The sequence below is a fragment of the Vibrio sp. SCSIO 43009 genome (assembly GCF_023716525.1).
GTDB classification, from domain to species: Bacteria; Pseudomonadota; Gammaproteobacteria; order Enterobacterales; family Vibrionaceae; genus Vibrio; species Vibrio alginolyticus.
Window position 1 is genome coordinate 2,471,412 of the sequence record NZ_CP071842.1, and the last position, 20,161, is coordinate 2,491,572.

General features: G+C 45.0%; 19 protein-coding genes. 7 read left to right on the forward strand and 12 right to left on the reverse strand.

Going from position 1 to position 20,161, the window contains the following annotated elements; translation table 11 throughout:
* Window positions 1–131: 131 nt before the first annotated feature.
* A complete protein-coding gene (znuA, locus tag J4N43_RS11425) occupies window positions 132–1,019 on the reverse strand; it encodes a zinc ABC transporter substrate-binding protein ZnuA (protein ID WP_033906913.1) in 888 nt (295 codons plus the stop codon).
* A 78-nt stretch (window positions 1,020–1,097) separates the two neighbouring features.
* Between znuA and znuC the strand changes: the two genes are divergently transcribed.
* Both znuC and znuB read left to right on the forward strand, forming a co-directional pair.
* Window positions 1,098–1,886: a zinc ABC transporter ATP-binding protein ZnuC gene (znuC, locus tag J4N43_RS11430; RefSeq protein ID WP_005382185.1), complete on the forward strand. Its 789-nt coding sequence runs from the start codon at window positions 1,098–1,100 to the stop codon at window positions 1,884–1,886.
* The gene (gene znuB, locus J4N43_RS11435; RefSeq protein ID WP_005382183.1) at window positions 1,879–2,664 is read left to right on the forward strand and encodes a zinc ABC transporter permease subunit ZnuB; all 786 of its coding nucleotides are present in this window, start codon (window positions 1,879–1,881) and stop codon (window positions 2,662–2,664) included. The genes znuC and znuB overlap by 8 nt, the downstream gene beginning before the upstream one ends.
* A 119-nt stretch (window positions 2,665–2,783) precedes the next feature.
* Here znuB and sucD read toward each other — a convergent pair whose 3' ends face one another.
* The 8 genes from sucD to sdhC form a co-directional block, all read right to left on the reverse strand.
* Window positions 2,784–3,656: a succinate--CoA ligase subunit alpha gene (gene sucD, locus J4N43_RS11440; RefSeq protein WP_005382181.1), complete on the reverse strand. Its 873-nt coding sequence runs from the start codon at window positions 3,654–3,656 to the stop codon at window positions 2,784–2,786.
* Window positions 3,656–4,822 (reverse strand): ADP-forming succinate--CoA ligase subunit beta, encoded by a 1,167-nt coding sequence (gene sucC / locus J4N43_RS11445; RefSeq protein WP_005382179.1) that lies wholly within the window; start codon window positions 4,820–4,822, stop codon window positions 3,656–3,658. Before sucC ends, sucD begins: the two co-directional genes overlap by 1 nt.
* 213 nt (window positions 4,823–5,035) lie before the next feature.
* Window positions 5,036–6,244 carry a 2-oxoglutarate dehydrogenase complex dihydrolipoyllysine-residue succinyltransferase gene (gene odhB / locus J4N43_RS11450; RefSeq protein ID WP_005382177.1) on the reverse strand — a complete coding sequence of 403 codons (1,209 nt, stop codon included), beginning with the start codon at window positions 6,242–6,244 and terminating at the stop codon, window positions 5,036–5,038.
* Between the two features lie 28 nt (window positions 6,245–6,272).
* Entirely contained in the window at window positions 6,273–9,098 is a 2,826-nt protein-coding gene (sucA, locus tag J4N43_RS11455; RefSeq protein WP_017634810.1) for a 2-oxoglutarate dehydrogenase E1 component, read from the reverse strand.
* 171 nt (window positions 9,099–9,269) lie between these two features.
* Entirely contained in the window at window positions 9,270–9,980 is a 711-nt protein-coding gene (locus J4N43_RS11460) for a succinate dehydrogenase iron-sulfur subunit (protein WP_005382174.1), read from the reverse strand.
* A gap of 15 nt (window positions 9,981–9,995) precedes the next feature.
* The gene (gene sdhA / locus J4N43_RS11465) at window positions 9,996–11,762 is read right to left on the reverse strand and encodes a succinate dehydrogenase flavoprotein subunit (RefSeq protein WP_005382172.1); all 1,767 of its coding nucleotides are present in this window, start codon (window positions 11,760–11,762) and stop codon (window positions 9,996–9,998) included.
* Window positions 11,763–12,107, reverse strand: coding sequence for a succinate dehydrogenase, hydrophobic membrane anchor protein (sdhD, locus tag J4N43_RS11470; protein ID WP_005382169.1), 345 nt, complete (start codon window positions 12,105–12,107; stop codon window positions 11,763–11,765). It abuts the gene before it with no gap.
* Window positions 12,101–12,493, reverse strand: coding sequence for a succinate dehydrogenase cytochrome b556 subunit (sdhC, locus tag J4N43_RS11475; protein WP_017634811.1), 393 nt, complete (start codon window positions 12,491–12,493; stop codon window positions 12,101–12,103). Before sdhC ends, sdhD begins: the two co-directional genes overlap by 7 nt.
* A 396-nt stretch (window positions 12,494–12,889) precedes the next feature.
* Between sdhC and J4N43_RS11480 the strand changes: the two genes are divergently transcribed.
* Window positions 12,890–14,179, forward strand: a complete 1,290-nt coding sequence (locus J4N43_RS11480) for a citrate synthase (protein ID WP_017819951.1) — start codon at window positions 12,890–12,892, stop codon at window positions 14,177–14,179.
* A 91-nt stretch (window positions 14,180–14,270) separates the two neighbouring features.
* Here J4N43_RS11480 and J4N43_RS11485 read toward each other — a convergent pair whose 3' ends face one another.
* Complete coding sequence (locus J4N43_RS11485; protein WP_005382162.1) at window positions 14,271–15,029, reverse strand: Nif3-like dinuclear metal center hexameric protein; 759 nt, start codon at window positions 15,027–15,029, stop codon at window positions 14,271–14,273.
* Window positions 15,030–15,260: 231 nt separating this feature from the next.
* Here J4N43_RS11485 and J4N43_RS11490 point away from each other — a divergent pair, with 231 nt between their 5' ends.
* Window positions 15,261–16,034, forward strand: coding sequence for a DUF1853 family protein (locus J4N43_RS11490; protein WP_017819952.1), 774 nt, complete (start codon window positions 15,261–15,263; stop codon window positions 16,032–16,034).
* A 61-nt stretch (window positions 16,035–16,095) separates the two neighbouring features.
* Here the strand turns inward: J4N43_RS11490 and pgm are convergent, their stop codons facing one another.
* Together pgm and seqA are read right to left on the reverse strand one after the other, a co-directional pair.
* Window positions 16,096–17,742: a phosphoglucomutase (alpha-D-glucose-1,6-bisphosphate-dependent) gene (pgm, locus tag J4N43_RS11495; protein ID WP_158159585.1), complete on the reverse strand. Its 1,647-nt coding sequence runs from the start codon at window positions 17,740–17,742 to the stop codon at window positions 16,096–16,098.
* A 92-nt stretch (window positions 17,743–17,834) separates the two neighbouring features.
* Complete coding sequence (seqA, locus tag J4N43_RS11500) at window positions 17,835–18,377, reverse strand: replication initiation negative regulator SeqA (protein ID WP_005382149.1); 543 nt, start codon at window positions 18,375–18,377, stop codon at window positions 17,835–17,837.
* 92 nt (window positions 18,378–18,469) lie between these two features.
* On the opposite strand from seqA, the gene J4N43_RS11505 reads away from it, so the two are divergent.
* The 3 genes from J4N43_RS11505 to fldA all read left to right on the forward strand — a co-directional run bounded on the left by J4N43_RS11505 (window position 18,470) and on the right by fldA (window position 20,153).
* Window positions 18,470–19,237, forward strand: coding sequence for an alpha/beta fold hydrolase (locus J4N43_RS11505; protein ID WP_017819953.1), 768 nt, complete (start codon window positions 18,470–18,472; stop codon window positions 19,235–19,237).
* A 112-nt stretch (window positions 19,238–19,349) separates the two neighbouring features.
* Window positions 19,350–19,571, forward strand: coding sequence for a DUF2788 domain-containing protein (locus J4N43_RS11510; RefSeq protein WP_005393038.1), 222 nt, complete (start codon window positions 19,350–19,352; stop codon window positions 19,569–19,571).
* A gap of 48 nt (window positions 19,572–19,619) precedes the next feature.
* Complete coding sequence (gene fldA, locus J4N43_RS11515; protein ID WP_005382146.1) at window positions 19,620–20,153, forward strand: flavodoxin FldA; 534 nt, start codon at window positions 19,620–19,622, stop codon at window positions 20,151–20,153.
* Window positions 20,154–20,161: the final 8 nt, after the last annotated feature.

The window sequence follows — 20,161 nt, forward strand, 5'->3', positions numbered from 1 at the left end:
GGTTATTTTGAGCTGATAATTATTGGTAATGATATCTCAATTACTTTCTGAGAAAAGGCTCGCCTTACCAAAGGTTGTAATTCTTACTACTGGATCACGTTAAAAAGACTACTCCTACATTACGACAGCACTTAATCTGACTTTTTGTTCAAGCATTGCTCAAAACTATTCGCCATATTGTTGAGAAAAGTAAAGTAACTGCCAGGTTTTGCTTCAATTGTACTCCCTAACGGGTCAAGCTCGCCTTTAGCGACGTCACTGCCTCTCATTACGCTCTGAACGACAGCCGGGGTAAACTGAGGTTCAGAAAATACACAAGCCACATCTCCACCACTTAGCTTTTGACGAATTTGAATTAAGGTCTTCGCTCCTGGCTTGCGTTCTGGGCTCACAGTAAAATGCCCCATTTGATTTAGTTCATAACGATCTTCGAAATAACCGTAAGCATCATGGAATACAAAGTAACCTTTGTTTTTTACTGGTGCCAGCTTCTGCTTTATCTGTTGGTCAGTGTCTTTTAGCTCGAGTTCAAACTTTTTGAGGTTCGCTTGATATTGAGCTGCATTTTCCGGATCAAGTGATACAAGTTGATTCACAACAGCCTTGGCCACTTGTTGTGCTTGGCTTACACCTAGCCAAAAGTGCGGATCATGTGAGCCATGATCGTGCCCATCATGGTCATGGTTGTGCTCACTATCAAATTCACGCAATTCTAGATTTGGAATTTGACTAATAGTCAAAGTATTCGATCTATCCGAAACAACTTTCTCTAGAAACGGTTCAAGATCATGTCCGTACCAGATAACCAAATCAGCCGAAGCGACCTTTTTAACATCCGATGGACGCAAAGCGTAGTCATGGGGTGATGTGTTAGACTGCAATAACACGTCTGGTGAAGTTACTCCTTGAGTAAGCTCTGTTACTAACAACTGAATAGGTTTGATACTCGTCAGTACCGTTACTGCCTGTGCTGGAAGTGTTAACATTGCTGAGGCAGCAAGAATTAATGCTCTTTTCATAGTTTTACTTGGGATATGGCGTGGAAAGTGAGATAATGTTACATTATAACATTATTGATTTGCAAATGAGTTTCATTCATGTCTTCCTTAGTCCATCTTGAGCAGCTATGCGTCGAGTTCGATGGCCGCAGAGTTCTCGATAACATTAGTATGGAATTAGAAAAGGGCAAAATAACTACCCTAATTGGTCCCAATGGAGCGGGAAAATCAACGTTAGTCAAAGTTATCTTAGGTCTTCAAAAGCCGACTAGCGGCAAGTTGAACCGACAAAGAAAACTGAAAATTGGTTACGTTCCTCAAAAGTTGAAGCTCAATGACTCCCTTCCATTGAATGTAACCCGCTTTCTAAATTTAGCAGGAAAATACAGTAAGCAGGAGTGCATTGATGCATTAAGGCTTGTTGGCGCTGAACATTTACTTAATAGTAATATGCATCGCTTATCCGGTGGTGAAAACCAACGAGTGTTACTGGCTCGCGCTCTGCTTCAGCGTCCTCAGCTGTTGGTATTAGACGAACCAGCTCAGGGTGTGGATATCCAAGGTCAAATCGATCTCTATGACTTAATTGAGAGCATTCGTCACCGCTTTGATTGTGGTGTATTTATGGTGTCGCATGACTTACATTTAGTGATGGCGAAAACGGACGATGTTATTTGTCTGCATCACCATGTTTGCTGCTCAGGTTCACCTGCCACTATTACTCAGCACCCTTCTTACATCGCACTATTTGGCAATGCTGCGAGAGAGTCTCTCGCGTTTTATCATCACGACCATGAGCACCATCATCACGATTTATCCGGAACGCCAGTAAGCGGTGATGCGACATCATGCTCCCACCATAAACACGGACATCACCATCATGATTGAGTTTCTCCTACCTTCTATTCTTGCTGGTATTGGTATCGCGATCATTGCCGGTCCACTTGGGTCATTTGTCGTTTGGCGTAAAATGGCTTACTTCGGAGATACCCTAGCTCATGCATCGTTAATGGGCCTAGCGCTGGGCTTCTTGCTCAACGTAAATCTCTACCTTGCGCTACTCGTCTGCTGTTTAGCTCTGGCCGTTTTGCTTGTCACTCTGCAAAAGCAACAACTTGTGGCTACAGACACGTTGTTAGGTATCTTGGCACACAGTGCACTCTCTATCGGTTTAGTATCGGTTAGCTTTTTGGAAAACGTGCGCGTCGATTTAATGAGCTACCTATTTGGGGACTTACTTGCCGTCTCTCCACAAGATCTGATGTTTATTTACGCAGGTGTTGTTGCGGTAAGCGCGTGTTTGTACGTCTTCTGGCGCCCACTGCTTTCTAGCACTGTTAGTGAAGAACTTGCCGCTGTTGAGGGCGTGAATACAGACTTAGTTCGATTGGTGTTAATGCTAATGGTGGGTGTAGTAATCGCAGTAGGTATGAAGTTCGTTGGCGCGTTGATCATGACTTCGCTCCTAATTATCCCAGCAGCAACAGCACGTAAAGTCTCTTCATCACCAGAGCAAATGGCATTGTTCGCATCTATTATTGGCTCAGTGGCAGTACTGATGGGGCTTAGCCTATCATGGCACTTTGATACACCGGCCGGCCCTTCTGTAGTGATCAGCGCAACATCCTTATTTATGCTGAGCCAGCTGATTAAAAGCAAAGCATAATCGCATTGAGCATTAAACGCGAAAGGCATTGCTAACAACAAACATAAATCCACTGAAACGGAAAAAGAAAAGCCTGCGAAATCGCAGGCTTTTTAATACTTATTAAGTAGTGTGGTCGATTACCAACCCGTCACTTCACGTAGACCTTGGCCAATCTCTGCTAGAGATTTCACAGTTTTAACGCCAGCCGCTTCTAGTGCAGCAAATTTGTCTTCAGCAGTACCTTTACCACCAGAGATAATCGCACCAGCATGGCCCATACGCTTACCAGGAGGCGCAGTTACACCAGCAATGTAAGAAACCACTGGCTTCGTTACATTTTCTTTAATGTACGCTGCTGCTTCTTCTTCTGCAGTACCACCGATCTCACCGATCATAACGATCGCTTCTGTCTCAGGGTCTTCTTGGAACAGTTTTAGGATATCAATGAAGTTTGAACCCGGGATTGGGTCACCACCGATACCAACACAAGTAGACTGGCCGAAACCTTCGTCAGTGGTTTGTTTAACTGCTTCGTAAGTTAGAGTACCGCTACGAGATACAATACCTACTTTGCCTTTCTTGTGGATGTGACCAGGCATGATACCGATCTTACACTCATCAGGAGTGATAACGCCCGGACAGTTAGGACCAATCATGCGAACGCCAGTTTCTTCTAGCTTCACTTTCACGTCGATCATATCTGTAGTAGGGATACCTTCAGTAATCGTTACGATTAGCTCGATACCCGCGTCAATCGCTTCTAGGATTGCATCTTTACAGAAAGGTGCTGGTACGTAGATGACTGTCGCTGTTGCGCCAGTCGCTTCTACTGCTTCGCGTACTGTGTTGAATACAGGTAGACCTAGGTGAGTTTGGCCGCCTTTACCTGGAGACACACCACCAACCATTTGCGTACCGTATGCGATAGCTTGCTCTGAGTGGAAAGTACCTTGACCACCAGTGAAACCCTGACAGATTACTTTAGTGTCTTTGTTAATTAATACAGACATTATTTAGCCTCCGCAGCAGCAACAACTTTCTGAGCAGCGTCAGTTAGCGACTCAGCAGCAATGATATCAACATCAGAATTAGCAAGAACTTCGCGACCTAGGTCAGCGTTAGTACCTTCAAGACGAACAACAACAGGTACGCTTACACCTACCTCTTTAACCGCACCGATAATACCTTCTGCGATCATGTCACAACGTACAATACCACCGAAGATGTTAACAAGTACCGCTTTCACATTGTCATCAGATAGGATGATCTTGAATGCTTCAGCAACACGCTCTTTCGTCGCGCCGCCACCTACATCTAAGAAGTTAGCTGGTTTGCCGCCGTGTAGGTTTACGATATCCATCGTACCCATTGCTAGGCCTGCACCGTTAACCATACAGCCAACGTTACCGTCTAGTGCTACGTAGTTCAGCTCCCACTGAGCTGCGTGTGCTTCACGCTCATCTTCTTGTGAAGGATCGTGCATTTCACGAAGCTTAGGCTGACGATACAGTGCGTTTGAGTCGATGTTGATCTTACCGTCAAGACATAGCAAGTTGCCTTCGCCAGTAATCACAAGTGGGTTGATCTCTAGCAGAGCAAGATCGTACTGAGAGAACATAGTGCCAAGACCCATAAAGATCTTAACGAATTGTTTGATTTGGTCGCCTTCAAGACCAAGTTTGAACGCTAGCTCACGACCTTGGTAAGCTTGTGGACCTACTAGTGGGTCAATTGCTGCTTTGTGGATGAGTTCCGGCGTTTCTTCCGCAACTTTTTCAATTTCCACACCACCTTCGGTAGAAGCCATGAAAACAATCTTACGGCTAGCACGGTCAACTACCGCACCTAGGTATAGTTCGTTCGCAATATTTGAAGCTTCTTCAACAAGGATTTTTGTTACTGGCTGACCGTTAGCGTCAGTTTGGTAAGTCACTAGGTTTTTACCTAACCACTTCTGTGCAAACTCTTTAACGCCTTCTTTTGTATCGTGTAGCTCTACGCCACCCGCTTTACCACGGCCACCAGCGTGAACCTGACATTTAACTACTTTCTTGGCTGTACTAATACGGCCTGCGGCTTCAAAAGCTTCTTGTGGTGTATCACACGCGTAGCCTTCTGGCACAGGCAAACCGAATTCTGCAAACAGCTGTTTGGCTTGGTATTCATGCAAATTCATTTCGATATTCCGTTTGTTTTTCCCTTAAGGGATTTATTATTTCCATAACGCTGCAGTCTTGGCTGCTTGTACGTCTGTAGGGTCTTCTCAAATCAATCCTTCATCATGAGTTCTCATACTGAAGGATTCAAATGAAGGCCAAACGTTGAGCTAGTCTAGCCATTGAAATTTTTAACGTCTAGCTACCTACGATAACTAGACGTTTTAGCGATATTAAACGTCTAATAGGAGACGTGCTGGGTCCTCTAGTAACTCTTTAATCGTTACTAGGAAACCAACTGATTCACGACCGTCAATTAGGCGGTGATCGTAAGATAACGCTAGGTACATCATCGGCAAGATTTCAACTTTGCCATCCACTGCCATCGGACGCTCTTGGATCTTATGCATACCAAGAATCGCTGATTGAGGTGGGTTGATAATTGGTGTAGACATTAGTGAACCGAACACACCACCGTTTGTGATAGTGAAGTTACCGCCCATTAGCTCGTCTACCGTTAGCTTGCCATCACGACCTTTAATAGCCAGCTCTTTGATGCCTTTTTCAACATCAGCGAAACCAAGCTTGTCACAGTCTTTTAGGACAGGTGTAACTAGACCACGTGGCGTTGATACCGCCATGCTAATGTCGAAGTAGTTGTGGTAAACAATGTCATCGCCATCAATCGAAGCATTTACTTCTGGGTAACGCTTAAGCGCTTCTGTTACTGCTTTCACGTAGAAAGACATGAAGCCCAAACGAATACCGTGACGCTCTTCGAACTGATCTTTGTACTGCTTACGAAGGTCCATGATTGGTTTCATGTTGACTTCGTTAAACGTCGTTAGCATTGCCGTGTTGTTCTTCGCTTCTAGCAGACGGTTAGCAACTGTCTTACGAAGGCGAGTCATTGGAACACGTTTCTGACTGCGAGCCGCTGCCGGCACGTCAACCACTGCTGGCGAGTCTTCTTTTGACGCAGATTTAGCGTTCGCAAGATGCGCTTCAATATCTTCGCGCGTAATACGACCACCAACACCAGTGCCTTTCACTTGGCTTGCTTCTAAGCCATGTTCAGCCAATAAACGGCGCACTGCTGGGCTTAGTGCGTCATTACTTTCTTCGCTAAGCGCAGCTTTGTGACGCTTATCAGGAGATGCTTCAGTACCTTCTGTTTTGTCTGCAGTTGGTTCACCTGCAACTGCGCCTGGCTTCAATTTAGCAATGATTTGTTTAGAAAGTACTGTCGCACCTTCTGCTTCAACAATAGCTTCTAAAACGCCAGCTTCCGGAGCTGGAACTTCTAGCACAACTTTGTCTGTTTCGATGTCAACCAAAACCTCGTCACGCTCTACTGCGTCGCCCGGTTGTTTGTGCCATGTCGCTACGGTTGCATCAGCAACTGATTCAGGTAAATCTGGAACCAGAATTTCAATTGTCATATCTGTTTCTTCCTTTAACTTCTAGTTCTTAATTCGAAGTTTTTGAGTTCACGTTCAGAGCGTCTTCAACCAACGCTTTTTGTTGTTTCAAGTGCACCGACATGTAGCCAACTGCTGGCGAAGCAGAAGCTGGGCGACCTGCGTATTTAAGATTTGCACCTGCAGGAATAGCGGCACGGAAGTTATGTTGGCTACAGTACCAAGCACCTTGGTTCTGAGGTTCTTCCTGACACCACACGAAGTCTTCAACGTTAGTGTATTGAGCAATTGCTGTTTGTACTTCTTCCATTGGGAATGGGTAAAGCTGTTCAATACGCACGATAGCAACATCGTCTTGCTCGTTGTTACGGCGCTGCTCTAGTAGGTCAAAGTAAACCTTACCAGCACAGAACACGACACGTTTCACTTTGCTTGGTTCTAAATCATCTACTTCTGGAATTGCAGATTGGAATGTACCATCCGCCAAGTCTTCAATCGTTGAAGTACATAGAGGGTGGCGCAGCAAAGATTTCGGTGACATAACAATGAGAGGTCGACGCATTGGGCGTACAACCTGACGACGTATCATGTGGTACACCTGAGCCGGTGTTGAAGGAACCACAACCTGCATATTTTGCTCAGCACAAAGCTGAAGGTAACGCTCTAAACGTGCAGATGAGTGCTCAGGACCTTGACCTTCATAACCATGAGGTAGAAGCATAGTAAGACCGCACAAACGCGCCCACTTTTGCTCGCCTGACGAGATAAACTGGTCGATAACAACTTGTGCACCGTTGGCAAAATCACCAAACTGTGCTTCCCAGATAGTTAAACCACCTGGTTCGGCTGTTGCGTAACCGTATTCAAACGCCAACACAGCTTCTTCTGACAATACTGAGTCAAAGACTTGGAATGGCCCTTGGTTGTCATGAATATTCGCTAATGGAATGTAAGTGCTTGCATCGGTTTGGTTATGAAGAACCGAGTGACGGTGGAAGAAAGTACCACGACCCGAGTCCTGACCAGAAAGACGAATACGCTTGCCATCGTCAACCAATGTAGCATATGCCAATGTTTCAGCCATACCCCAGTCAATAGCTTTTTCACCGGTCATCATTGCTAGACGATCGTTGTATAGCTTATTAACACGGCTTTGCAGTTTATGGCTTTCTGGGTACTGACACAGACGATTGCCTAGCTCAATAAGGCGTGTCTTGTCGTATTTTGAATCCCACTCCATATCCCATTCGTGCCCTAAGTAAGGGGACCAGTCTACAGAGTGCAACGCCATTGGACGCCATTCTTTAACAACCACTTCACCGCGATCTAATGCATCGCGATACTCATTGACTAACTGAGTCGCTGTCTCGATATCTGATTCATTTTTATCGATCAGAACATCTGCATACAATTTGCGTGGTGTAGGATGCTTTTTGATTTTCTGGTACATCAAAGGCTGAGTCGCATTTGGCTCATCCGCCTCATTGTGACCGTGGCGACGGTAACATACAAGATCGATCACGACATCACGCTTGAACTCGTTACGGTAATCCAATGCAATGCGAGTAACAAAAGCAACTGCTTCTGGGTCATCTGCATTTACATGGAAAATTGGCGCCTGCACCATCTTCGCGATATCGGTACAGTACATCGTAGAACGCGTGTCACGAGGATTAGACGTCGTAAAGCCTACTTGGTTGTTGATGACGATACGTACCGTACCACCAACTTGGAACCCACGAGCAAGAGACATGTTGAACGTTTCGGCAACCACACCCTGACCAGCGATTGCAGAATCACCGTGGATGGTGATAGGAAGTACTTTGCTACCTTGATTATCACCCAAGCGGTCTTGACGTGCTCGAACTGAGCCCATGACTACCGGGTTTACGATTTCTAGGTGTGATGGGTTAAATGCAAGCGCTAAGTGAACATCACCGCCTGGAGTCGCAAAATCAGCAGAGAAACCTTGGTGATATTTCACATCACCCGTCCCCCAAGTTTCGTCGTGTTTACCGGCGAACTCATCAAACAGGTCTTGAGGTTTCTTACCAAGTACGTTCACCAGCATGTTCAAACGACCGCGGTGAGCCATACCGATAACCACTTCACGCATTCCACTTGTACCCGCATGACGGATCAACTCTTTCGTCATCGGAATCAGCGCATCACCACCTTCTAAAGAGAAACGTTTTGCACCTGGGAATTTCGCCCCGAGGTAACGCTCCAAACCTTCAGCGGCTGTTAGCTCTTCTAGGAATGTGCGCTTCTCATCTTTGTTGAATGATGGCTGGCCTACGACAGACTCAAGGCGTTGCTGAATCCAACGCTTTTGCTCTGTGTCAGTCATGTGCATGTATTCAGCACCGATGGAACCGCAATAAGTTTTGTTGAGGGCTTCATAGATATCTTTCAACTTCATGGTTTCTTGCCCAACAGCAAAAGAACCTACGTTGAAAGTTTCTTCGAAGTCATCTTCGGTAAGATTATGAAAAGCAGGGTCTAACTCCGCCACTGTTGGGCGTTGCCATAGACCTAGTGGGTCTAATTCTGCAGCTTCATGCCCGCGGAAACGGTATGCGTTGATTAGCTGTAGAACTTTTACTTGTTTTGCATCGACATCTGGGTCACTAACTTGGACATTGTAATGCTTTGTTTCTCTAGCGAGTCGTCGGAAGTAGTCACGGACACGTGAATGTGGTTGTTCTGCCACTTCTTCTGATGGCTTAGGCAAGCCTTCAAAAACACGTTTCCACTCCTCACTTACCAGATCGGGATCACTTAGATACAGTTCGTAGAGGTCCTCTACATACGTTGCATTGGCGCCAGCCAAGTGTGAAGACTCGAGCCATGCCTTCATCACGCCGTTGTGCATATTTTCCCTTAACCAGTAGTTTTCACGTTTGCTTCGGTCTTTGCCGAGCTATAAGAGCCGACTAAAAATACGGTCGGCAATTTTTGTATTCTTTACTCGAATATTACTGAAGCAGTGAAGCGGTCATATCGGGTGATCCGCAACACTGCGACACTCCTAAGAGCGAGTAAATTAAACCGAACGATTAACCAACATCGACTTAATGTGACCGATGGCTTTCGTCGGATTTAATCCCTTAGGACAAACACTTACACAATTCATGATGCCATGGCAACGAAAAACGCTAAATGCATCATCAAGATCAGACAAACGTTCATCTGTTGCCGTATCGCGGCTATCAATTAGCCAACGGTACGCTGCGAGAAGACCAGCTGGGCCGATGAATTTATCAGGGTTCCACCAGAATGATGGGCAAGACGTTGTACAACATGCACACATGATACATTCGTACAATCCATCTAAATGCGCACGATCATCAGGCGATTGTAGGTTCTCACGTGATGGTGGTAATGCACCATCATCAATCAAGAATGGTTTAACTTTCGCATAGTTATCATAGAACTGCGTCATGTCAACGATAAGATCGCGCACGACAGGTAACCCTGGTAGTGGACGAATAACTATCTTATCGCCTTGTAGAGCAGATAACGGTGTGATACACGCTAGGCCGTTTTTACCATTCATATTCAAACCATCAGAACCACATACCCCTTCACGGCATGAGCGACGGAACGCGATGCTTGGATCTTGCTCTTTTAGCAGAATCAATGCATCAAGCACCATCATGTCTGAGCCTTCGTCTACCTCAAGGGTATACTCTTTCATGTAAGGCTTGGTATCCACATCCGGATTGTAACGGTATAAAGAGAAGTTTAATTTCATAGTCGTATCCTCCCTTTAGTATGTACGTACTTTCGGCGGGAAAGCTTCACGATGCGTTGGCGTCATGTTTACATCACGCTTAGTCATCGCTTCTGTTTCCGGATTGTAGATAGAGTGGCATAGCCAGTTCTCATCATCACGCTCAGGGAAATCGAAACGAGCATGTGCGCCACGACTCTCTGTACGGTAGTTTGCTGCAACGGCAGTTGAAAACGCGGTTTCCATCAGGTTATCAAGTTCTAGACACTCAATACGCTGCGTGTTGAACTCTGAAGACTTGTCCGCTAGATGTGCATCTTTCAAACGTTCGCGAATCACTTTCAACTCTTCTAGACCGGTTGCCATCGCATCGCCTTCACGGAATACCGAGAAGCTGTTTTGCATGCATGCTTGTAGGTCTTTACGAATCTGAACTGGATCTTCACCACCAGTGCTGTTTTCCCAACGCATAGTACGCGCTAGAGACGCTTCAATATCAGATTCTGTTGCAGGACGAGCTTCCGCTTGCGCTGCTAGCGTTTCGCCAAGGTGCAAGCCAGTGGCACGACCAAATACGACCAAGTCTAGTAATGAGTTGCCGCCAAGACGGTTAGCACCGTGTACCGATACAGAAGCAATCTCACCACATGCGTAAAGGCCTTGAACTTCCATCTCGCTACCGTCGGCCTTCTGCTTAATTGCTTGGCCAGAGACTTGAGTAGGTACACCACCCATCATGTAGTGACAAGTTGGAATTACTGGAATTGGCTCTTTCACTGGGTCAACGTGTGCAAATGTACGAGACAGTTCACAGATACCTGGTAGACGTGATTCAAGTACTTCTTTACCAAGGTGATCAAGTTTCAACTTGATATGTGGACCCCAAGGGCCATCACAACCGCGGCCTTCACGGATTTCAATCATCATTGAACGAGCAACCACGTCACGACCAGCAAGGTCTTTCGCGTTTGGAGCATAACGTTCCATGAAGCGTTCACCATCTTTATTTAGAAGGTAACCACCTTCACCACGACAACCTTCCGTCACTAGAACACCCGCGCCAGCAATACCTGTTGGGTGGAACTGCCACATTTCCATATCTTGCATTGGAACGCCTGCGCGAAGCGCCATACCAACGCCATCACCCGTGTTGATGTGCGCGTTAGTGGTCGATGCGTAAATACGACCTGCACCACCTGTAGCTAGAATGGTCGCTTTCGATTTGAAGTAACAGATTTCACCCGTTTCCATACAAATCGCAGTACAACCCATGATTGCGCCGTCTTGGTTTTTCACAAGATCCAAAGCGTACCACTCCGAGAAGATGGTTGTTTTGTGTTTTACGTTTTGCTGGTAAAGCGTGTGAAGAAGTGCGTGACCAGTACGGTCTGCAGCAGCGGCTGTACGAGCAGCCTGCTCACCACCAAACTCTTTAGATTGACCACCGAATGGACGTTGGTAGATGGTACCGTTATCGAAACGAGAGAATGGAAGACCCATTTTTTCAAGCTCGATAACTGACTCAGGACCATTTTTACACATGTATTCAATCGCGTTCTGGTCACCGATGTAGTCGGAACCTTTAACGGTATCGTACATGTGCCATTGCCAATCGTCTTTGTGCGAGTTACCCAGAGCAACAGTAATGCCACCCTGTGCAGACACAGTATGAGAACGTGTTGGAAATACTTTTGACAACAAAGCACATGATAGGCCTTGTTCTGAAATTTGTAGTGCAGCGCGCATACCTGCACCACCAGCGCCGATTACTACGGCATCAAACTCACGAACTGGAATAGACACTTACGCACCCCACAGAATAAATAGACCAGAGAAGACATAGCCGAATAGAACGGCAATAACACCAAGTTGTAGTGCGCCACGTAGTTTCGCGCACTTAATGTAATCAGTTAATACCTGCCACAAACCAACCCAAGCGTGAATCAGGATCGAGACAAGTGCCAACATGGTGAATACTTTAGTGAAGGTACCACCAAAGAATTGGGTCCAAGATGCGTAAGAGATATCTGAAAATGCACAGAAGCTAATCAGATAAATCGTGTATAGCGTCATAATGATTGCAGTTGCACGAATTAGTAGGAAATCGTGTACACCATTACGACCAAATGAAGATACGTGTTTTACCATACCAAGATCCCCGCCAATAATGATAATACTGCTGTTGCACCAAACGCGACTTTAGCGCTCATCGTGCCTGAATCTAGTTCTTCAAAGTGACCCAGATCCATCAATAAGTGACGGATACCACCTGCGATGTGGTAGGCAAGTGCAGTAAGAATTCCCCACAGGATGAATTTTACGAAGAAGCTATCGACGATGTCAGCGGCTTCCATAAAACCCATTGGGGATGACAGAGAAATGGATAGTAACCACAGTAATATACCCACCGCAACAAACGTAATTACCCCAGACACACGGTGTAGGATGGATGCGATTGCTGTGATAGGAAAGTGGATGGTCTGTAAATCTAAATTAACAGGTCTTGACTTTCTTTCTTTCACGGGCTTGCTCACTCAGCTCCATTGAGCATTTATTGTTATAACCAATTTCAGCTTCCAAACGTACAAAAGTTAACATCTACTTAACAAATATCGCGAGTAACCACCCAGATAATTGTAAACGATTTGTTAACAAACGGAATCCAGCAACAAACCTCACTCTTTGTTTCTAGCCCCGAATTTATAAGGATTTAACTAAAATTTTCTTTGCCAATATACGGCGAGCAACATTCTAATACAATTGGTGTAACAAATTATGCTACATAGAACAGATTTTTAACGATTTTCATGAGAAAAATCATAACAAGTGCACACAAAGATGGAGAAAAATTGACTTTAAGCTTTAACAACAGTACAAAAATGGCACATAAACATCCTGGACGGATTAAATAATAAACAAAGGAGATTGTTATGGCGGATAAGAAAGCGACCCTTCATGTTGAAGGTCAAGCGCCAATCGAACTGCCAATTATGGACGGTACGCTAGGTACACCTGTAATTGACGTTCGTAAGCTGGGAGCCAATGGTTACTTTACTTTTGACCCAGGTTTTCTTGCCACTGCATCTTGTGAATCATCAATCACGTACATCGATGGCGGCAAAGGTATTCTTTTGCACCGCGGTTTCCCGATTGATCAATTAGCCAATAACGCAGATTACTTAGAAGTATGTTACATCCTTCTTTATGGTGAAGCCCCTACCCGAGAACAGTACGAGCAATTCAAAACGACCGTTACTCGTCACACAATGGTACACGAGCAAATCGCAAGCTTTTTCCATGGCTTCCGACGCGATGCTCACCCAATGGCGGTAATGTGTGGTGTAGTTGGAGCACTTGCAGCCTTCTATCACGACTCTCTTGACATTAACAACGACGAACACCGCGAAATTGCAGCGTACCGCCTGCTGTCAAAAATGCCAACACTGGCGGCGATGTGTTACAAATATTCTATCGGTCAGCCATTTATTTACCCTCGTAACGACCTTAGCTACGCAGAGAACTTCTTGCATATGATGTTCGCAAACCCTTGCGAAGAGTATGAAGTAAATCCTGTGGTTGCCCGTGCGATGGATAAGATTTTCACTCTACACGCGGATCACGAACAGAATGCGTCGACATCAACTGTACGTCTAGCTGGCTCTTCTGGTGCGAACCCATTTGCATGTATTGCCGCTGGTATTGCATCCCTTTGGGGACCTGCTCACGGTGGTGCGAACGAAGCCTGCTTGAGAATGCTAGAAGAGATTGGCAGCGTCGATAAGATCCCTGAATATGTAGACCGCGCGAAAGACAAAGATGACCCATTCCGCTTAATGGGCTTTGGTCACCGCGTTTACAAGAACTACGACCCACGTGCGACAGTAATGCGCGAAACGTGTCATGAAGTTCTCAAAGAGCTAAACATTCAAGACCCTCTGCTAGACGTTGCAATGGAACTTGAGCGCATTGCGCTTTCTGATGAGTACTTCGTGTCTAAGAAGCTGTACCCGAACGTAGACTTCTACTCAGGTATCATTCTTAAAGCGATTGGTATTCCAGTTTCTATGTTTACGGTTATCTTCGCGATTTCTCGTACCATCGGCTGGATTGCTCACTGGAACGAAATGCATAGCGATCCACTGAACCGCATTGGTCGTCCTCGTCAGCTATACACTGGCGAAACACAACGTGAGTTTTCTCCACTTCACGAACGTGAATGATCTTTTAGTACGAAGATAGACAAACAAAAGGGTTGAGATTTTCGTCTCAACCCTTTTTCTTTTCAGCACTTAACGTTACGAATAGCGAACGTTAAACCGGATTATCTATATCGATAAACTCCACATGTAGGCCGTATTCATCCGCTAGCCATTTGCCTAAGGCCTGAACACCATAACGCTCAGTAGCATGATGACCTGCAGCAAAGTAATGAATGTCCATTTCACGAGCGGTATAAGTGGTGCGCTCTGAAATTTCTCCAGAGATAAATGCATCCAGCCCGTGCTGTACAGCAAGTTCAATGAAATCCTGCCCTCCACCAGTGCACCAGCCGACTGTCTCAATCATCTTATCAGTATTCTCTGGAGCGATATGCAGAGGCTCTCTTTCAAGAACTTGGTTGATCTTACTCGCAAATTCAACACCAGACATCGGCTTTTTCAAGCGCCCAAACATAGCAACTGACTGAGGGTGCCCTTCAAGCCCACCTTCTACTTCGATTTCAAGTAAGCGAGCTAATTCAGCGTTGTTGCCTAGCTCTGGATGAATATCTAGAGGAAGGTGATAACCATATAAGTTGATATCATTTTTGATCAGGCTACGAATTCGTTTACCTTTCATGCCACGAATTGGCTCAGGCTCACCTTTCCAAAAATAGCCATGATGAACAAGCAATGCGTCTGCATTAAGCTCAATCGCTTTATCGATTAAGGCTTGAGAGGCGGTTACGCCAGTGATAACACGCTTTACCGCTGATTTCCCTTCTACCTGTAACCCATTTGGTGCGTAATCTTTAATTAACTGCGGTGACAGTTTGTCATTAAGAATCTGTTCTAACTTTAAGTTATTCATTATTACTTCCAATTTCTAGCGCATGTAAACCTAAATAACCTCTCGATGGAATCAGACGAAAGAGTGCAACCTAGTTGATACAACAACGTTTTGACATCTGGCACCTTGATATCATTTAGGTCTTTAAAGTGTATCTCGAACCCTAATATCGATGCTAGCCACCCTACCCTCAAAAGCAAATTTAGTTACAATAACAAAGCTTGTCGCCTCACCATAAATTTAGGGATACGGATGAACCAACTGCAACGCTTTTACCAATGGATCGCCACTTCACCTCCGCTTTTCAAGTTAACCCCTCCGTTTGCAACCTTAGAAGATGTCTCGGTCAAACCTTTGAATAGCTCAGAACAATACAATGGTAATCCGAGGCTGGGTTTTTTATATCAGCACCTATGCACTGCGGCTCTTTCTAATTCAGAACGATATCAGATTATTGCCGAAGAAATTCAGTTAAACGACGCGGAAGGTAAGACCATTGGTGCTGTCGATTTGGTGTTGCGGAATACAGAATCAAATCAAATAGAACACTGGGAAGTGGCGATTAAGTTTTATCTTCTTTATAACGGCGTTTGGTATGGTCCGAATGCTCACGACCAGCTGCATACAAAACTGAATAGAATGCTTACTCATCAATTGAAAATGAGCGATCGCCCGGAATTTCAAAAAATAATTCCGTTAAACGACGCCCCACAAGAGCGCCTAATGATGCAAGGACGACTCTATATCAATCCGTTTACTCCAGAGCCACCCCCTAAGGAGTGCTTGGGTTATGAATTAAATCCAAGTCAGATTAGTGGTTACTGGTGCTATCAAAGTCAATGGGATTTAATTGGTAAACCCCTTTATCATTTACATAAACCATGCTGGGCGATCGGTACAGACGATTTCTCTCAACCTATTGAAAAGCCTTTAGATCGATTCATACACGCACAAACGGAAGACGGTCAATTCTGGTTTGTGGTACCAGATTCATGGCCCGGAGATAAAGCGGTTCGGGGCACTTAAACATGAAAGGGTTGATGTTTTCACATCAACCCTTTGCTAGATACATTGACCATTGGATGTTTTACAAACCAGCGGCTGCAAACACTTGATTAACGATCTCTTGTGCTTCAGCTTCGATTTGTTTCAGATGTTCTTCACCTTTGAAGCTTTCACAGTAAATCTTGTAGATGTCCTCTGTGCCTGATGGACGAGCAGCGAACCAACCGTTAGCTGTCGTTACTTTAAGGCCACCAATCGCAGCACCATTGCCTGGTGCATGCGTTAGACGAGCAGTGATCTCATCACCTGCTAGAGTTTCAGCCGCAACCATTTCTGGTGACAACTTCTTCAATACGTCTTTTTGTGGGCCATTTGCTACAGCTTGAATACGGTTGTACTTCGACTCACCGTGCTTCGCCGCTAGCTCTTCATAGTAATCTTGTGGGTTCTTACCCGTTACCGCAGTGATCTCTGCTGCTAGAAGGCATAGCAAGATGCCATCTTTGTCTGTTGACCAAGGCGTGCCATCTTTACGAAGGAAAGACGCACCAGCACTTTCTTCGCCGCCGAAACCAAACTTACCAGTGTACAGACCGTCTACAAACCATTTGAAACCAACAGGCACTTCACATAGCTCACGACCTAGATCCGCAACAACACGGTCAATCAGCGCACTTGAAACTAGTGTTTTACCAACAGCGACATCTTTACCCCACTCGTCACGATGACGGTACAAGTAGTCAATACAAACGGCTAAGAAGTGGTTCGGGTTCATCAAACCTTTTGGCGTAACGATACCGTGACGGTCGTAGTCAGGATCGTTACCAAATGCTAAATTGTATTCGTCTTTCAGTGCCAATAGACCCGCCATTGCGTAAGGAGAAGAACAGTCCATACGCACAACGCCGTCTTTATCTAGCGACATGAATTGGAAAGAAGGATCGATAGATTCACTTACTAGCGTTAGGTCTAGGTTGTATGCCTGACCAATTTGACGCCAGTAATCGATACCGCTGCCACCCAATGGATCTACACCAATCTTCAGGTTCGCTTTTTGGATTGCTTCCATATCGATAACGTTCACCAGGTCATCAATGTATGGCTTCACCAAGTCCATCTCTACAAACAGATCCGATGCTTTTGCTTCTGCTAGTGGTAGGCGTTTAACACCTTGTAAACCTTCAGCAATCAATTCGTTCGCACGATCTTCGATAGCTTGAGTCAACTCAGCTTCTGCAGGACCACCATGTGTCGGATTGTATTTGATACCGCCGTCTTGTGGTGGGTTATGTGATGGGGTAATAACGATACCGTCTGCTTTTTCATCGTGTTTGATGTTGTAAGTCAGAATCGCGTGTGAAATACCCGGTGTTGGCGTGTAACCGTTGTCTTGTTGGACAATCAATTTCACACCGTTTGCAATCAGTACTTCAATCACACTTGAGAAAGCAGGCTCAGATAGCGCATGCGTGTCTTTACCCACAAACAACGGGCCAATTGTGCCTTGCTCAGCACGAACTTCTGCTACCGCTTGAGCGATCGCTAAAATGTGGTTTTCGTTAAAAGTGTGCTTGTCTGCAGTACCGCGGTGGCCAGAAGTACCAAATTGAACTTTGTGTTCTGCGTTTGCCGCGTCTGGTTGAAGTAAGAAGTAGTTAGCAACGAGTGCTGGGATATTGTGAAGATCTTCCTGCTGCGCTTTTTGCCCAGCACGAGGGTGCATAGCCATGTTTGACATCCTTTCTTTCAATACAAATAAAATTAAAAAAGCCTCATAATATCCGCTCACTGCGACGCATTATGAGGCTTCTATCAGGTTTCTTAGATTGAACCTGTTACTTTTTCTATTAAGTCAGGTTGGAACCCCATGTGTGCCATCACTTGTTCAACCATCTGTCTTTTACGACTTGTATTGTTATTCGTGATAACCCAAAACGGTGTGCCAGGAATGGCTTTTGGCTTGGTCGTATTACCGTTTGCTAGCAAGGTTTCTTCATTATCTGCAAAGTACACGCGTTTGCGTCCTTTTACATTCGTAGCCTGGGCGAAACCTTCTGGATTCAATTTATGTAAGGTCGATAATACCAACATAAAGCGATCAATCGCTTTTTTTAGACCGGCAAACTCATCAGAAATAAGCAGCGAACGCATTTCTTTCACTACATCAACAGATTCCGTTTTACCCGCATCTTTACTTACTACAATCCCTTGTGGCTTCTCTACTACAGGCGCGGCTTTAGCTTCCTGCAACTGACCATCAAGGTTTAAAAGGCGTCGCAAAATATCCGAGGCGCTTTCACCGATATGCTTAGTTTGACTAGCTATATAACGGTATAGATCCTCATCAACCTCAATTGTTTTCATTCGCTTTTCACATTCTCAATGTTTAAACTCTGGGGGATTATAACGAGATCCACGCGGATACTCCACGTTAAACCCATCACGAATAAGATAAAATGTCAGCATTACTCAACTATAAGCAGGAAGGCCAAGGCCAAACAGTTGTTTTGATTCACGGATTGTTTGGTAGTTTAAGTAATCTGGGTCTACTCGCCCGCGATCTTATTAAAGATCACACGGTGATCAGTATTGATCTGAGAAATCACGGCCTCTCTTTCCACTCCGAAGTCCATAACTATACCGATATGGCAAAAGATGTGGCTCAGCTCCTTCAGCACTTAAACGTTGAGCCATCTATTGTTATTGGTCACTCCATGGGCGGAAAAGTCGCGATGGCTCTTGTGGACATTGCGCCAAATGTAGTCAAGCAGTTAGTCGTTCTCGACATGGCGCCTGTAGCCTACACTACGAACCGTCACGATAATGTTTTTAACGGCTTACATGCTGTTATTAATGAAAAACCAGCAAATCGACAGCAAGCCATGGATATCCTAGCTCAACATATTGAACTCGATGGTGTAAGACAATTTCTCTCTAAATCACTGTACAAAAATGGCGATAAGATGGATTGGCGGTTTAACGTACCGAGCCTTTTTGAGAATTATGACCAAATTATTGGCTGGCAAGAAATCACACCAACAGATATCCCAACTTTATTTATCAAAGGCGGCGACTCTGACTACTTAATGCCAGAACATCAGCCGGCAGTGAAGCGACAATTTAACCATGCTAAAGCACACATTATCGCTGGCACTGGTCACTGGTTACACGCCGAGAAACCGACAGAAGTAATGAGAGTCATTCGAAAATACATTTCGAGTTAACAAATTCGAAAAGCAACACTAGATTATTGAAATAACCCTTCTTGTAGTGCATTAACTTTACCGTTTAACAGTGGTATAGTGCGCCCAAGATTTTTCGGCATGAAGGGCTAAAATGCTTTACGACTATATGGATATGCTCGAGTCTATTGGGCTCGATCTTCTTTTTGCTGCTATCTTTTTTTTCATCGGGATGGCGATAAAAGATGTGCTAAAGCAAGGCAATGTACCTGTTTTTGGTCGTCGTATTGTGTGGTTAGTCCTTTTCCTAGGCTGTGCTGGCTTTATTGCAAAAGGTGTAATTCAGCTAACTTGGGAAGGCTCAGGGTTAGGTTAAACCCTTAGTAGCATCGCCAATAACAAACAATGTAAAGGTATAGACTCTATGGCAAGTGTAGGTATCTTCTTCGGTAGCGACACAGGTAATACTGAAGCCGTTGCAAAGATGATTCAAAAGCAACTAGGTAAACATCTAGTTCACGTTCAAGACATCGCGAAAAGCAGCAAAGAAGACATTGATAACTTCGATCTTCTTCTTCTAGGTATCCCAACTTGGTACTACGGCGAAGCACAATGTGATTGGGATGACTTCTTCCCTGAGCTTGAGCAAATCGACTTCTCTACTAAGCTAGTGGCTATCTTTGGCTGTGGCGACCAAGAAGACTACGCAGAATACTTCTGTGACGCGATGGGCACAGTCCGTGATATCGTTGAATCTAAAGGCGGCACAATTCTTGGCCATACCTCGACAGAAGGCTACGAATTTGAAGCGTCTAAAGCACTTGTTGAAGGTGACGAAAGCCAATTCGTAGGTCTATGTATTGATGAAGACCGCCAACCAGAATTGACTGACGAGCGTGTTGAAAGCTGGGTTAAACAGATCTATGAAGAGATGTGTTTAGCTGAGCTAGAAGGCTAATCAAATTG

What these genes read in the sequence shown, in the direction of transcription:
- sucA (WP_017634810.1), bottom strand. Translation starts at nt 9,098, where the DNA reads ATGCACAACGGCGTGATGAAGGCATGGCTCGAGTCTTCACACTTGGCT.
- sucD (WP_005382181.1), bottom strand. Translation starts at nt 3,656, where the DNA reads ATGTCTGTATTAATTAACAAAGACACTAAAGTAATCTGTCAGGGTTTC.
- znuA (WP_033906913.1), bottom strand. Translation starts at nt 1,019, where the DNA reads ATGAAAAGAGCATTAATTCTTGCTGCCTCAGCAATGTTAACACTTCCA.
- znuC (WP_005382185.1), top strand. Translation starts at nt 1,098, where the DNA reads ATGTCTTCCTTAGTCCATCTTGAGCAGCTATGCGTCGAGTTCGATGGC.
- J4N43_RS11510 (WP_005393038.1), top strand. Translation starts at nt 19,350, where the DNA reads ATGCTTTACGACTATATGGATATGCTCGAGTCTATTGGGCTCGATCTT.
- sdhD (WP_005382169.1), bottom strand. Translation starts at nt 12,107, where the DNA reads ATGGTAAAACACGTATCTTCATTTGGTCGTAATGGTGTACACGATTTC.
- J4N43_RS11505 (WP_017819953.1), top strand. Translation starts at nt 18,470, where the DNA reads ATGTCAGCATTACTCAACTATAAGCAGGAAGGCCAAGGCCAAACAGTT.
- J4N43_RS11460 (WP_005382174.1), bottom strand. Translation starts at nt 9,980, where the DNA reads ATGAAATTAAACTTCTCTTTATACCGTTACAATCCGGATGTGGATACC.
- J4N43_RS11490 (WP_017819952.1), top strand. Translation starts at nt 15,261, where the DNA reads ATGAACCAACTGCAACGCTTTTACCAATGGATCGCCACTTCACCTCCG.
- J4N43_RS11480 (WP_017819951.1), top strand. Translation starts at nt 12,890, where the DNA reads ATGGCGGATAAGAAAGCGACCCTTCATGTTGAAGGTCAAGCGCCAATC.
- seqA (WP_005382149.1), bottom strand. Translation starts at nt 18,377, where the DNA reads ATGAAAACAATTGAGGTTGATGAGGATCTATACCGTTATATAGCTAGT.
- pgm (WP_158159585.1), bottom strand. Translation starts at nt 17,742, where the DNA reads ATGGCTATGCACCCTCGTGCTGGGCAAAAAGCGCAGCAGGAAGATCTT.
- fldA (WP_005382146.1), top strand. Translation starts at nt 19,620, where the DNA reads ATGGCAAGTGTAGGTATCTTCTTCGGTAGCGACACAGGTAATACTGAA.
- znuB (WP_005382183.1), top strand. Translation starts at nt 1,879, where the DNA reads ATGATTGAGTTTCTCCTACCTTCTATTCTTGCTGGTATTGGTATCGCG.
- odhB (WP_005382177.1), bottom strand. Translation starts at nt 6,244, where the DNA reads ATGACAATTGAAATTCTGGTTCCAGATTTACCTGAATCAGTTGCTGAT.
- J4N43_RS11485 (WP_005382162.1), bottom strand. Translation starts at nt 15,029, where the DNA reads ATGAATAACTTAAAGTTAGAACAGATTCTTAATGACAAACTGTCACCG.
- sucC (WP_005382179.1), bottom strand. Translation starts at nt 4,822, where the DNA reads ATGAATTTGCATGAATACCAAGCCAAACAGCTGTTTGCAGAATTCGGT.